The following is a 14,326-nucleotide window of genomic DNA, read 5'->3' on the forward strand; positions in this document are numbered from 1 at the left end:
ATCCGTTCCGGTTCCAATAAAAAATGTGGATTTTCATCAATTTTTATGTGATTAAATCGCCCGTATGAGGGTTTTAGATGAGATACTTCTCCTCTTCAGGCTCGGGGACTTTTTCTTCTTTTTGTGTAAATTTCCTGAGCATCTCCTTCTTCTCGTGAATCCTCTTAATCTCGGCACGAACAATCAGGAAATTAATTGCAATCACGACTATAACAAGCGTCAGGCCTACTCCGAGCATGACGCCCTGTGTCGTAAAAAAGAGCGCCAGCAGCAGGACTACAAATGAGATCAAATAGAAAATAACCCATGTTCTTACTTCATCAAATTCCACCTGAAACCCCTTCCCGGCAATTTATCGTCAAAACTACAATTTGTCTTCTGACTTTTTAAATAATTTCTGTTTGAAATATTTATAGAATCTTTTTTTAATTTTCAGGAACATCAACTATTGTGGATAAAAAAGACTTTCTGACTTTCCTGGCTGCAATTATTTTTGTCCTGATAATCGCAATCGTGACACATCCTCCTGATTTCGGTTCACAGGAGCCGGATCTGTCGCAAAATACGAATCCGGGAAGCAGTCAGTCGGATTACTGCAGCGAATCTTCCTGCTGCTACGACAGCGCTCAGTATACCTATATCGTTGAAAGAACCGATCCCCCGTATACGATCAGTTACAATACAAACCTCGATGAGATATATGCGGCCGGTGCAAACGGCTATCCCCGTCTCCGTCTTCCCGGAAACGATTATGTTCCGGTAGGAAGTTATTATGCCCCCGATAAATACGCCAACAGCCAGCCGACGAATATGGACGGCTTTACAACTTCGGATCTCTTTTCATCCGACATATGGGGGAAAGAACCCGGCGATGTCATGACAATCGCATATATGAACGGCAGCAAGAGCGGATTTTCAGAGATCTTCGGCGTCCCTTACTCTCTCTGGAGGATAAACTGCACCATGACGCCCAGCGGAAACCCGGCCTATTCAAGGCTCATGTGGGTCCTTGTCGATTCTGCAACCGGCGACGTAATAACAGGCGGGAATCTATTTCCCGAAGGTCATATTGTAATGGATGCCTCGGTGGCGAACAAGGAGATGTACTTCATAATCGAGGCGAAGAACGTGAAGTCGTTCACCCTCGAGCTCCAGACGCCCGGAATATCATATAAAAATGCATACCCGAAACCAGCCGAAGCATCGCTTATGAGCTTCCTGAATACGATGGAAAATTGATTATTGATTAGCTGAGAACCTTTGCATATTCTTCGGCAAGATTTGTCATAAGAATATTCATCTGTTCGATCTCAACCTTCAGTTCTATAATATCGGCCTGCATGAAGAGCGGGACCAGGTTCATATTCACTCCGTTGATCCTGGTCTGTGCCGAATGCAGTTTGTTCCTTGCAGATGCCAGTGCGGCGTCGCTGGCCTTCATCTCGTTCAGCCAGTTCTCCTCTTCATAATACGCGGCATAATAATCGGCATTGTCCCTGTGCTCCACGACATTGGCAAGCTCCCTCATGGATGAGACAAGCTCAAGATACGTGCAGGACATCGTCCTTAACGCATAGATTCTTCTCGTATCATCTTCATTATCGGGATTCGCTTCGGAGAGAGTATCGAAGACAGTCGAAAACTGAAGTTCGGCTGCCGACAGCTGGGCACGGATATTCCCCGGGCTTTCGCTGTTCCAGTCGATAGAAGAGACCCTCGACTCCGCATCCTTCATCAGAAGTTCCATCTGGTCGATATCGACCGTATCCCCGCCGCCTAAGACGGAACACCCCGCAGTAAAACAAAATAAAAAAACCGTTATCAAAAGCGACAAAGAAAGTATTTTTTTCAGCATAACAACAATATCCCCAATACCCGCTTGTTTGTTATATAAAGAATATAATTTTGATTCTTAAATATATTGGCAGGAGTCCGACCGTCCTGCCCGATCGTTTTTATCCCCGCATCGCTACGGGATCATTCCGCCTTTTCTATGATGATCCTGATCCGGTCACCCTCTTTTAACCCGTGACCTTTCGGAATATCGATATTGAACCAGAGGCCGTTCGGATTACCCTCATCGGTCTTTGCATCGTCCTGGTGCGTTCCCTGGTTCATCAGGCAGTCTTTTTCCGAATTGATATTTGCAACGAATTCTATATCGGATACGAACTCCAAAATTCTTTCTGACATCAGGAATTATTCGCAAAAAAAATATTTTAATTTAACGAAAAAGGAAAGATAATGATTTTTCAGGCTGTTCTGGCAGTTACGCGCCATGTGGTGCTGTTTGAATAGCTCCACCGCGAAATCTCAAGTTCGTCGCAGATCTCAGCAAGGATTGCAAGATTGGTTCCAACTTCTTTGGGTGATAAACCCAAATCTTTGGCGATATATTTCGATTTGAAGTAATGTTTGCCTTTTTCCAAACCCGATTTCAGATAATAGAGGATTTTATGCTGAGTGCCCGAATATTTTTCAAGCATATCGATTTTAGAGCTCAAATTAACTACCTCCGAGAGACAACACCATATTTGTCATCCACATATATATACTTTCCTACATATTTTAGTATTTTTCACCCAAATTATAATCCAATTATGAATACAGACCATTATTTTTGAGATCAGGTTAAATTATGATCCAAAAATATACTCTCTTCAATATTTCAGATAAGAATTATTGGATAAAATAATAATAGATCATTCAATTGGGAATTTCCCTATTTTTTCAATCAGACCCGCTATAACGGTATCTCTCATTCCTTCAACGAATTTTATAGAGCCGACTACGAGGTGACCACCGCCGTTGACACCGCCTCCGATGATCTCTTCACGAAGCTCCCTGACCATCAGGGGTATGTTCATAAGAACCCCTCTTGAACGGATTACTGCAAAATCCGGCCCGACACCGAGAGTCACCACAGGGCTGCCTTCGTTTTCCTTGCAGAGAATATCGTGTATCTCGCCGGAGGTTTTGCCGGGCGGAGGGAAGGTAAACCTGTGCGCATAGATCTCGACATCGATCGTGAACAGGCGTGCATCGTTCTCAAGAACGGACCTTTCCACGTGCGGCATCGAGGTCTTAAGCTGCTCTTCAATGGCAAGGTTCGCCTCTGCAACCAGGAGGGATACAAGCCTCTTGTGCCTTCCGGTGTTGTCGTTCAGGTTCAGGATATCCTTTACGATCTCTCTTCCGTCGTTGAACCTCAGCCAGAACTGTTCGTAATCCAGTGCAAGAGCGATATCCTTGCAGTCGTCTTCGGAATATGTGTCTTCGACAAGCTTGAGGTATTTCGCTCTCTCCGGGGCCTCGCTTCTGTCACCTACGGCAGCAACCGCAGGGAAATGGCGTATGGACTCCTCGACCGGAGGATAGATCATCCTTGCAAGTTCCGCCCCGAGCATTCCGGCAGTAACCCCAAAATCTCCTCCGACATGGTAAGGATTGACATGGGCGGTCAGGAATGCATCGGTCGACTCGTCCGGGTGGTGGTGGTCCACGACAAGTATAGTCAGGTCGTACACCTTTGCCATCCTGTACGACGGCTCGTCCTCTTCGGTCGAACCGTTGTCCATCATCAGGATCAACGGCAGTTTCTGCCCGTATTTGATGTTGTCTTTCAGTGCATAGTCAAGGTCCCTTGTAACATCCTCGATCTCGTAGAACGGCGCCTTTGACGGAGCACGCTTGAACAGGTGGCTCTCGAGGTCAGGGTCGCCGCCTTCGTCACGGATAAGAGAAGTAATCGCCCTTTCAACAGATACTGCGGCTACGATACCGTCGGCATCTGCATGATGGCGGAGAATGACAGGCTGGTTCGTAAAGATCGCCTTTCTTATGTGAAACGCCACATCCTTCATCGCGGGCTTCAGCATTTCAAGGACCTCGCTCTCTATCATGAACGGGAGGTCTTCGGGATATGCCCTGTCGTCGAGAGCCTTCTCGATACGCTTCAGGACCAGGTTCTTATCCTCTTCGGAAAGAACCTCCATATGGCTGACTTCAAGCTGGAGCTGGTCGTTTCTCATCATGACCTCTCCGCTGACATGCACTATATCCCCAAGTTCGACCTCGGGATATGCCCTCTTGCCTGCCTCTATGAAAGCGGCTGCATTCTCCTTCCCGGTCTCGTCGATAAGCGTGAAGATAGTAGGGCCGCTCGTCTGCTTGATCTGGGCGATCTCCACATCGAGGCTGACATTGTTGCCGACCCTGCTCCTTAGATCGCCGAGCCTCGTCTGGGGCCTTTTGCAGACGACATTGCTTACCTCGTAATTCCGGATCGTTACCTCTTCGAGATCGATATTCCCGTTGTCCCGGATATTCCTCACGAGGACAAGAAGTTTGTCGCCTTCATTATGCTCGGTTTTGACGTTGCTTATATGAATCAGACCTTTGATATGGCTGTTTAAGTAAACGAAAGTTCCGAATTTTGCAAATCCCTGCACCTTCGCTTCATATACGTTTCCGATTACGATATCGCTCAGTTCGCATCCCGAACCGAGACGATAGACCATGTTATCGCTGTTTTCCATTGAATTATTCACATCCGGTTAAATTTTCAGATCCATTGTTATGACCGGCTTTCGAGAGCGTATAAAGTCTGCACTCGCCGTCTCTTCTGCCCTTCGCTATGATCACATCTCCGGCGTTAAGAACCGTGTTCTTGCCGGGCCTGTATTTCCACCGGTCTCCGCTCTCTATCGCAAGTACTACCATTCCCGTTATCGTACCCAGGGAGGCTTCCTTAAGCGTCTTTCCTGCAAGAGACGAAGACTCGTCGATACTTACCTTTGAAATTATTTCATCGGACTCCCTGACGATCTTTTTGAAGACCGGGGGTATCTCTATATCCCTGAGAATTACATCGACTATAAGAGAGGCCGCATTGCTTATCCCCTCTGCAAAAGAGGACATATACAGCATTCCCCTGAGATATTCCACGTTTGAAATTCTTTTTGCGGCTTCGAGGATCCAGAGATCGAGTTTGTATCTCATATCGTCCATTCTTGAATCAAGGGATACGACCTCGTCTGCCACCTCACGGTTGTTGAACATAAGCGAGGTATATGCAAGGCCGACGGCAAGTTCGCTGAGGTCTTTCATCTCGATTATGAGGGAGACCGCCCTGTCGAGATCGGATACTACCGCCCCGGCGGCCTCTTCTTCGCCGGATCTCGGGTCGTTGCCCGTAATCTCATAGAAGGGCCTTATACCGACTTCGAGTCCCTTTGCAATGAGAATGTCGCCGTCGAGGATTCTTGTCTCCCTGTCGGGATCGTACATCCACGAGACACCTCTCCTAATCGCAATCACTCTCATGCCGGTCGTACTCTGGAGTTTCTGTTCGCCGAGGGTCTTGCCGTCGATGGAACTGTTGTCCCTGACCTTTACCCGGAAAGTAACCTCCTCGGCTTCGGGGAGCGCCTGCTTCAGCCTCGAAGGGAACTTTACATCCTTTAAAATAATCTTGGCGATCTCGGAGGCGGAGTTGGAGATCTTTTCGGCCGCTTCTGCGACCTGGAGCATCCCGCTCATCGATTCCGCCTCTTCGACTCTCCTTGCACCGAGAATGCTCTGGATTCTCGCCTGGTACACAAGCTGGTTCATACTCTCTTCGAGGCTGACTACCTCTCTGGCAATCTCTTTATTTTCAAAAAGAATTGCAGAATATGCAAGATCAACCATAAGCTCCGCAATATCCTTCATCTCAATAAGAACATCTTTAAAACTTACAGGCTGATATTCAAGTTCAGTCATAACTTAATTAATCCTTAAATCGTGCGTCCAAAATATTTATCATTATATGTTCTTTCTACAAGAGTAAATTAATGACGGTTACAAGCAGTGCGGCTCCCGTGAGGTCGATGAAACTTGTGATCACAGGTATGCCGAAATTATCGGGATCGAGACCGTACCTGAATGACATGCTCGCGGCAAAATAACCGATAAAATTCACGAGCGTAATGACGAGCAGCCCGGTCGTTATGCAGATTACCATCAGCAGCGAAAGCGGTGGCGAATCGAGCCCGAGCATCATCGATGCATAGTACACGGTCAGCACAAGAACCGGTATGAGGATAAACGAATACAGGTAACTCTGCCCGAAATGCCCGAAGACCTCGCGGGTGGGGATCACTGACGGTGAAAGTTCTCCCATATGCATTCCCGTCGCAAGCCTGGAGCAGAGAATGCCCCCTATTGAACCGCAGCCGCCCATGAAAGGCGGGATCAGCACCAAAAAGACCGCATAGGTTATCAGTGTCTCGATATCGGTTACATACGCGATTCCTGCCAGGACCCCGAGGAAAGAGAGGGGGATTAAGAGAGGGACGATCTCTTTCAGTATCACGTACGAGGGGCCACGCAAATTATAGAGATAATAAATGAACGCCACGACAGTAACTGCTGTAATAACCATCAATACCAGGAAACGGATCTGCGGATCGATCCCGATTACCAAAACCGCCGTCAGCACGAGGATCGGGATCGTAATGATATCTCCCGCGGTCGTTACCGTAGGGGAGGCGATCATATCGAGATCTATTCCTTTTTTGTAAGATACGGCTGCGGTAACCAGTGCGATCAATATTACAAGAATCCCCGACAGGATCCCGGACAAAACAGAGATCAGTATAAAGTCCGCAATCCCCATTCCCTCTATTCCAAGCAGACGGCATATCGCCCATGCAAAGATACCGAGGACGAACGACAGTATAACGGTTGCAAGGAAGGAAGCGCTTGTATTCGCCCCAAGAACACTGTCCCTGTGAAAATCGATCTCGAACTCGCCGAGATGCATGGAGGAAGAAAGCCTGGATGCCATCGCCCCGGAGATGCTTCCCCGCATATTTATGGAGGGCGGAACCAGAACCATTAAGCCCGGAATTAATGCAATCAGGTCACTTGCGGAACCTAAGTATATTCCGGCCGCACATGCTGCAAAGGAGCTTAACAGGAGAGCGGTCAGACCGACAAGGAACAGTCTTCCCTGATGACCAATTACTGCCGGAAACAACATCATCACCTTCCACCATGTTATCACTCATCCCGAAACGGCAGCTCCGTCATCGTAAGATCGTCAGGAGCAAAAATATTTCCCTCATAGTATTTTCCGGCATCATCTATATGGCTTGCCATATGGACGTATCGCGAACTTATATGCACCAAAGCAAGGCTTTTTGCCGATATTTCAGATGCAATCCTGCCTGCACCCCCGGCGGTTGAATGACAGACCTCCTCGGCCCGCTCCTGTTCCGAGTCGTCGAATGTGGCGTCATGTATCAGGAGATCGCAGTCGCGTGCCCAGTCCATCCACTCGCCGGACTTCGGACGCGTATCGCCGGTATAGACGACCTTTCGCCCGGGACGCGGCTCGCCCATGACATCGGAGGGCAGGATCGTGATCGTCCGGCCGTCCTTCTCCACTTCTACCGGACTTCCCCTCTGGAGCCTTCCGAAGAGAGGCCCGGGACTGATCCCGAGTGAGATTGCCTTCTCCCTGTCGAACCTTCCGGGCCGTTCGTCCTCGCACAGGATGTACCCGAGCGAAGGCATGCCATGATCGGTGGAGAACGCACGTACAGTATATCCGCCGAACGGGACGACCGAGCCGTGGCTGAGTTCGACGGGGATCATCTCGAAACCGAGATTGTTCCTCGATATCGATATTACGGACCTGACGAACTCTGACACCCATCTCGGGCCGTAGACATAGAGAGGCTCCTTCCTGCCCATGAACGACATCGTCTGGACAAGACCGGGAAGGCCGAGATAGTGGTCCGCATGCCAGTGGGTGATGAATACGGCATCGACGGTGAATCCGGTCTTCGCCCTCATCATCTGTTGCTGGGCTCCTTCCCCGCAGTCGAAGAGGAGCGTATCCGATCCTCTCCTGATCATTATGCAGGCGGGATTTTTGTTGGGCGTGGGCAGTGCGCCCGATGTCCCGAGGAAATACACCTGCAAAGTCTCTCCGGCTATAGATCATACCCCCTGATAAATTTCAGGCTGACGGCGGCTTCATCTATGCTTCTTCCTTCGACGACATAAATTCCCCGGTAGTTCCCGTTGAGTTTTGAAAAGACCATGTCCCAGTCGATATTGCCCCTGCCGAGCGGTGCGTGATCGTCGTGCACCCCGTTGTTGTCATGAAGATGAAGATGGGACGCTTCACCTATCCGTGCCAGGAAGGACCGGAGCTCCTTTGTCGTATTCGCATGACCGATGTCCACGGTTGCAAACACGTTTTCGATCCCGTCGATCATCCCGAAGAGTTCGTCCGGGCACATGCAGAGAAAACCGGGAATTGCAGGCATGTTCTCAAGCCCTACCCTCACACCGTAATCTTCAGCGAACTTCCCGATCTCTCCCAGGGCTTCCTTATGCAGCGACCAGACCTTGTCCGGGACCAGCCTTGCCTCGGGGGACATATAACCGGGATGAACAGTCACGAAGTCGGTTAATTCGGAGGCATGGCGTATGCATTCGCAGAGCTGCCTTATCGATTCCTTGTATATAGGATAGTTCAGGGAGGCGAGGTTTAAGTCGGAGAACGGTGCATGAACGGTCGCCTTCAGTCCCGTAGTCTCAAGAGTCGCGACGATCGAATCGAAGGACTCCTTGTTGTCGAGCCTGTAGTTTCCCTCGGCAGAGATCTCCCAGCCGTCGTAGCCTGTCTCCTCTATTCCGTAGACCCATTCTACCGCCGACCAGACCTTTGCCGAGGATGAGAAGTATATATCATGAGACATCTTTTCGCATCTCCAGCTTTTTTATCAGGTCCCTTGCCTTTTCCCCGAACTCTTCCATCGTTCCCTCGTTTGTGATGACGCAATCGGCCATATCCATGGCGTTGTCAAGACCCCAGCCGTTCTCGCGATTGTCGCGGGACAAAAGGCCGTCCGCATCCAGTATATCGTCGGACCGTCCCCTCTCCATCAGCCTTCCGAGCCGTGTCTCGAATGACGCCTCGACCGCTATGAGCCTGAAGTCCTTAAACTTCTCAGCAAACGTATCGACCTCAGCATCGCCCCTTATGCCGTCCACCAGGACGACCTTCGACTTCTGCTCTTCTATAAGGGGAATACTAAGTTGGGCGAGTGCGTCCATCCCCATGCCCTGCCTCAGGCATTTCGACATCTCGCCCATATTCTTGTCCGTCTGCTTCAGGCCGGCATTTTCAAGCTCTCTCCTGATGACATCCCCCATAACGACTATCGGGATTCCCATCTCCCTGGCGATTGCCGAAAACTCGCCTTTCCCGCTGCCGGGATATCCTACTACGCCAATAACAAGCATTGTCACACCTATTTTCTCCGTGCCTGGTTTATATCGGTAAGGACCATCGAACCGGCGATGGTTATCCGGTTCCGGTCGTAGATCACTTCGCCGTCCTCACGTGTTCTTATACGGACTTCTCTCTTTATCTTATCTGCAATCTTCTTCAGGTCCTCGAACTTAAGCGGGGGTATCGATCCCCATACTCCCTGCTGGAGAACGAGCTCGGCGCCGTTCGCCTCGCGGGCTATGACATCTACATCCTCCTCTCTCCCGGGGAATAACGTAACGACGACCTGGAACTCGGGCAAAGTTCCGTCCGCATGCGCCTTTTTGCAGATCTCAAGAGATCTCTTTATATTCGAGACGGTCTCGTCGCCCACCTTCAGCATCCTCGGGTAATGCTCCCACCTCGTCTTTATGTCGAGGTGAACGAGATCGAGGAGTCCCTCGTCTATCATCTCTTTGAGAGTATCGGGAAAGACGCCGTTCGTCTGGACGCCCACCGCGAGGTTCATCTTCCTGCATCTCCGGGCGAGCTCCATCAGCGCCTCTTTCTGCATCGTCGCCTCTCCGCCGGAGAAGATCACTCCCGATATGGCAAGACGCGACTGCCGGATCATATCCTCTATTTCATCTATTTCGCGGAGTTCTTCGCCCGTCTGGATCTCACGGTTATGGCAGTAGTAGCATCTTACCGGGCAGCCCCTGAAAAAAACGGTGCATACGGCTCTTCCACGCCAGTCGACCGTACTCAATGGAACAAAACCGCCAAAATTTATCTTCAAAAAAAACCTCCGTGCTGACAGTATCATTTCTCTTCAGTTAACATCAAGGTTTCAATTGATCGCGGCGGGAAACGGTGAAAAAATCAGAGGCAAAGATAATAGAGTTAGAATATAACCATAATACAGGACAGGCACGATGAAGCCCAGGTTGATAATATCCGTCTCGTCGGAACAGGATTATATAAATGCAAAAAAATATGCCCCGGACCTGATCGAGATACGGATCGATCTCCTGGGAGAAGGGGAGGACAAGATCCTGGAAGAGTGCAGGGGGAACTGCGATATTCCCCTGATAGGAACGATACGATCGCTTGGTGAGGGCGGACTCTTCGATGGCTCCGCCGACGAGTGGTACGAAGAGATCAAACCGTGGATTCCTGTCTGCGATTACATCGATCTCGAAATGCCGTATTCTGGATTTTCACGGGGCATCAGGGACTGCGGGAAGAAGGCGATCCCGTCCGTCCACCTGGATTACATGCCGGACGACGACGAACTTACCTCTTTAGAGAGGAGCATGAGGAACTCGGGAGACATCCCGAAGATCATCGTCACGCCGGAGGATCACGGGGACGTGATCAGGCTCTCCGAATTTACTCTCAAATGTGCCAAACCGGTTATAACCGGGGTGATGGGGGCCAAGTTCAGGTGGGCACGGGCCTTATGCTGCCTCTTCGGTTCGTACGGTGTCTTCTGCCATGCGGGGAGTCCGGCTTCACAGGGCCAGTACCATATAGACGAGATGAGAGAGATCCTCTCGCTTCTGGACGTCAGCGACAATACCGGGATACCGGAATAATACAGCCCGGATTCGCAGGAAGTTCAGGCAGGAAAACGGATTTCGCCGTCACGGGGGACGTGATGGCCGGAGTTCCCCGGAACCTGCCCCCAACATCAATTTTATATACTAATGACACTTACTAATGGTAAACATACATCAGGAGGTTCACCATTATGTCAGATAATAATTCTTATGAAGTCACAATCCAGGAAGCGGCGCATGAAGATGCAGGCAGGGGAATCGCCAGGCTAAGCATCGATGTAATGCAGAAACTCGGCCTTAGAAGCGGGGATGTAATCCAGATCTCCGGGAAGGCCAAGGCAGCTGCTATAGTCTGGCCGGGATACAGCCAGGATACCGGAAAGGCAGTTATACGCATCGACGGAAACACGAGATCCAACCTGCGGACGGGAATCGACGAAAGAGTCAGGATCTGCAGGGTCGACGCGAAATATGCCGATAAAATAACGATACAGCCGACCCAGCAGATCACCCTGAGAGGCGGCGAGGAGTATATGGCAAGACTCCTGAACGGACGTCCGGTTATCGAAGGACAGATCTTCAGGGTAAATATCATGGGCAATGCCCTTAGTTTTGCAATATCGAAGGTGAAACCGTCGGGAGTGGCGATAGTCGGGCCCCAGACCTCGATCGAGATCAAAGAGACGCCTTACGTACCGGAAGAAGGGAAGAAGGATGTTCCCGACGTCCACTACGAGGATATCGGTGGTCTCGGGAGAGAGCTGGACCAGGTCCGCGAGATGATAGAGCTGCCCCTGAGGCACCCGGAGCTGTTCAAGAAGATCGGTATCCAGCCGCCGAAGGGAGTTCTCCTGTACGGCCCGCCCGGAACGGGAAAGACCCTGATCGCAAAGGCGGTCGCGAACGAGGTGGATGCCAACTTCATTACGCTCTCCGGCCCGGAGATCATGAGCAAGTACTACGGCGAGAGTGAAGGCAAACTGAGGGAGGTCTTCGAGCAGGCCGAGGAGAACGCCCCGACGATTATATTCATCGACGAGATCGATTCGATCGCTCCCAAGAGGGAGGAGACGAAGGGCGAGGTCGAACAGAGGATCGTCGCACAGTTGCTGGCACTGATGGACGGCCTGAAGGGACGCGGAGAGGTCATTGTAATCGCGGCCACGAACCTCCCGGACAATATCGACCCGGCCTTAAGGAGGGGCGGAAGGTTCGACCGCGAGATCGAGATCGGAATCCCGGACAGGAAGGGACGCCTCGAGATCTTCCAGGTCCATACGAGGGGAGTGCCTCTCGACCTCGACGAGATCGTCATCACGACGGACGAGAGCGAAGAGCTCGGGAAGACTTTTACCGAACTCGGTGAAGAGGAAGGCAAGAAGTACGAAAACGAGATCAAGCGCAGGAAGTTCCTCGAACCGTTCGCTGCAAGAACTCACGGGTTCGTTGGAGCGGATATCTCGCTCCTTGTCAAGGAGGCTGCGATGCATGCCCTGCGGAGGGAGCTGAAGAATATCAAGTCGCTCGACGACATCCCGCCGGAGATCATCGAAAAGATCAAGGTGACAATCGACGACTTCGAGGAGGCCCTAAAGCATGTCGAACCGTCGGCGATGCGTGAGGTTCTCGTCGAGGTTCCGAATATCTCGTGGGAGGATATCGGGGGACTCGAGGATGTCAAGGAGGAGCTTATGGAGGCAGTCGAATGGCCGCTGAAGTACCCGGACATATTCACGAAGCTCAAGACATCTCCGCCGAGCGGAATCCTGCTCTTCGGACCGCCGGGAACGGGTAAGACCCTGCTGGCGAAGGCCGTGGCGAACAAGTCGGAGGTCAACTTCATATCCGTGAAGGGGCCGGAGCTCCTGTCCAAGTGGGTGGGAGAGTCGGAGAAGGGTATCAGGAACATCTTCCGCCGTGCGAGACAGGCGGCTCCGTCGATTATATTCTTCGACGAGATCGACGCCCTGCTCCCGAAGAGGGGATCGTTCGAGGGATCTTCGCACGTGACCGAGAGTGTCGTGAGCCAGATCCTGACCGAACTTGACGGTCTCGAGGAGCTTAAGAATGTCATCGTCCTCGGTGCGACGAACAGGCCGGACCTGCTCGACGATGCGCTGATGAGACCGGGAAGGCTTGACCGTGCGATCTATGTGCCTCCGCCGGATGCGGAAGCGAGGAAGAAGATCTTCGAAGTGTACCTGAAGGATTCGGAGTCGGTGATCTCGAAGGATATCGATCTCGACGAGCTTGTCAAAAAGACCGAAGGCTACGTGGGCGCCGATATCGAGATGCTGGTTCGCGAGGCGAAGCTTGCCTCGATGAGGGATTTCATCCTGAAAACCGCAGGTATGAGCGACGAGGAACGCGAGAGGGCGCTTTCGAACGTGATGGTCACGAAAGACCAGATCTTCGAAGCGATGAGAAAGGTCCGCGGGACCCTGGACAGGACGACTATCGAGGAGTACGATAAGAAGTCATGGCCGATTCTCTTCCACGGCGACGAGAGGGACATCCTTGAAAAGGCGGCGACGCTGGTGAAGAGAGCTTCTTACGGCGTCCTGAGCGAAGAGATCGACAGGAAATCCGAAGAGCTGAAGAGAGAAACCTACAAACCGAAGAAGGATTTAAAGAAGGTTAAAGAATTATCAGAAGAGCTTGAAAAACTGATGAGCGAACAACAGTAAACGAGGAATAATCTACAATGAGTGAAGACGGCGACCAGGACGACGAGCGGTTCAGGAGGATGATCATGGATATGATCTCCGAGGCGATGAAGAGCGGAAAGTTTCCGGGCGAAGGAAACTTTTCGATAACGATTGCCGGAGGGAATCTTCCGATAGATATCATACCGCCGGCAGCAATGAGTCCTGACGAAGACGATCCGAATGCAATACGGGATATCAAGCCTCATACCGAGGTCCACAAATTAGACGACCGGATAATTATCGCAGCCGATCTGCCGGGTGCGGGAGAGGAGAGTACTGCGATAGCAGTGGAGGATGACGATATCATCATCACTTCTCTTGCGGACAGGGTCAGGTATTCGGCAAGGATCAAAGTTCCCCCGATAAAGAAAGAGACGCTGAAGTATTCTATCAAAAACGGTCTGCTTGAAGTCTCGGCTTCGGAGCTTTAATTTTTTTTTTGCCCCCCAAAACGATCTTTTATCAGAATACAATTTTTTTGGAAAAATCCTGTAATTTGAAGAAAGGGCATTATCTCTAATTAATGAGGGCTTAAGCCCCTTCGGTTAGTCTCAGGAAAAAAAGCAGGAGACGGATGGTTCTCTCCCCGGAGATTTAACTTTAAATCACATGTGATTTTAGGAGGGCATAAGCCCCTTCGGGGCAGCCCTCTGCTTAACAACGGAGTTCCAAATATCAATAATTTGATTGGGGTTATAATCACCTGTACTGGAGTGTTTTATTAAACTTAAAGCTCCATCTCGGGTCTCAGGATTTGCTATATCCATAGCTTCGGAGATTTTTTT

15 protein-coding genes are annotated in these 14,326 nt (G+C 50.6%); 4 read left to right on the forward strand and 11 right to left on the reverse strand.

What is annotated here, in order from left to right; all coding sequences use genetic code 11:
- Positions 1–73: 73 nt before the first annotated feature.
- The gene (locus METPAY_RS09715; RefSeq protein ID WP_048151911.1) at positions 74–331 is read right to left on the reverse strand and encodes a hypothetical protein; all 258 of its coding nucleotides are present in this window, start codon (positions 329–331) and stop codon (positions 74–76) included.
- Positions 332–450: 119 nt separating this feature from the next.
- Between METPAY_RS09715 and METPAY_RS09720 the strand changes: the two genes are divergently transcribed.
- Positions 451–1,239, forward strand: a complete 789-nt coding sequence (locus METPAY_RS09720) for a hypothetical protein (protein ID WP_048151912.1) — start codon at positions 451–453, stop codon at positions 1,237–1,239.
- A 7-nt stretch (positions 1,240–1,246) separates the two neighbouring features.
- Here the strand turns inward: METPAY_RS09720 and METPAY_RS09725 are convergent, their stop codons facing one another.
- The 10 genes from METPAY_RS09725 to METPAY_RS09770 all read right to left on the reverse strand — a co-directional run bounded on the left by METPAY_RS09725 (position 1,247) and on the right by METPAY_RS09770 (position 10,070).
- Entirely contained in the window at positions 1,247–1,855 is a 609-nt protein-coding gene (locus tag METPAY_RS09725) for a hypothetical protein (RefSeq protein WP_048151915.1), read from the reverse strand.
- Between the two features lie 122 nt (positions 1,856–1,977).
- Entirely contained in the window at positions 1,978–2,193 is a 216-nt protein-coding gene (locus METPAY_RS09730) for a hypothetical protein (protein WP_048151917.1), read from the reverse strand.
- Positions 2,194–2,252: 59 nt separating this feature from the next.
- Complete coding sequence (locus METPAY_RS09735; RefSeq protein ID WP_394295957.1) at positions 2,253–2,486, reverse strand: DUF7123 family protein; 234 nt, start codon at positions 2,484–2,486, stop codon at positions 2,253–2,255.
- A gap of 216 nt (positions 2,487–2,702) precedes the next feature.
- Entirely contained in the window at positions 2,703–4,538 is a 1,836-nt protein-coding gene (locus METPAY_RS09740; protein ID WP_048151919.1) for a DHH family phosphoesterase, read from the reverse strand.
- A 4-nt stretch (positions 4,539–4,542) separates the two neighbouring features.
- Positions 4,543–5,763 (reverse strand): potassium channel family protein, encoded by a 1,221-nt coding sequence (locus tag METPAY_RS09745; RefSeq protein WP_048151921.1) that lies wholly within the window; start codon positions 5,761–5,763, stop codon positions 4,543–4,545.
- A 55-nt stretch (positions 5,764–5,818) separates the two neighbouring features.
- Positions 5,819–7,027 carry a magnesium transporter gene (locus METPAY_RS09750; protein WP_048151935.1) on the reverse strand — a complete coding sequence of 403 codons (1,209 nt, stop codon included), beginning with the start codon at positions 7,025–7,027 and terminating at the stop codon, positions 5,819–5,821.
- A gap of 17 nt (positions 7,028–7,044) precedes the next feature.
- A complete protein-coding gene (gene rnz, locus METPAY_RS09755) occupies positions 7,045–7,971 on the reverse strand; it encodes a ribonuclease Z (protein WP_084600794.1) in 927 nt (308 codons plus the stop codon).
- 11 nt (positions 7,972–7,982) lie between these two features.
- Complete coding sequence (locus tag METPAY_RS09760; protein WP_048151924.1) at positions 7,983–8,756, reverse strand: sugar phosphate isomerase/epimerase family protein; 774 nt, start codon at positions 8,754–8,756, stop codon at positions 7,983–7,985.
- The gene (locus METPAY_RS09765; RefSeq protein ID WP_048151926.1) at positions 8,746–9,303 is read right to left on the reverse strand and encodes an AAA family ATPase; all 558 of its coding nucleotides are present in this window, start codon (positions 9,301–9,303) and stop codon (positions 8,746–8,748) included. The genes METPAY_RS09760 and METPAY_RS09765 overlap by 11 nt, the downstream gene beginning before the upstream one ends.
- Before the next feature lie 8 nt (positions 9,304–9,311).
- Positions 9,312–10,070, reverse strand: coding sequence for an anaerobic ribonucleoside-triphosphate reductase activating protein (locus tag METPAY_RS09770; RefSeq protein WP_048151927.1), 759 nt, complete (start codon positions 10,068–10,070; stop codon positions 9,312–9,314).
- 136 nt (positions 10,071–10,206) lie between these two features.
- On the opposite strand from METPAY_RS09770, the gene METPAY_RS09775 reads away from it, so the two are divergent.
- The 3 genes from METPAY_RS09775 (at position 10,207) to METPAY_RS09785 (ending at position 13,972) form a co-directional block, all read left to right on the forward strand.
- Positions 10,207–10,869 (forward strand): type I 3-dehydroquinate dehydratase, encoded by a 663-nt coding sequence (locus tag METPAY_RS09775; protein WP_048151928.1) that lies wholly within the window; start codon positions 10,207–10,209, stop codon positions 10,867–10,869.
- 155 nt (positions 10,870–11,024) lie between these two features.
- A complete protein-coding gene (locus METPAY_RS09780) occupies positions 11,025–13,520 on the forward strand; it encodes a CDC48 family AAA ATPase (RefSeq protein ID WP_048151930.1) in 2,496 nt (831 codons plus the stop codon).
- 17 nt (positions 13,521–13,537) lie between these two features.
- Entirely contained in the window at positions 13,538–13,972 is a 435-nt protein-coding gene (locus METPAY_RS09785; protein WP_048151932.1) for an Hsp20/alpha crystallin family protein, read from the forward strand.
- Positions 13,973–14,326 lie beyond the last annotated feature (354 nt).

This window comes from Methanolacinia paynteri (assembly GCF_000784355.1).
In the GTDB taxonomy this organism is placed as follows: Archaea; Halobacteriota; Methanomicrobia; order Methanomicrobiales; family Methanomicrobiaceae; genus Methanolacinia; species Methanolacinia paynteri.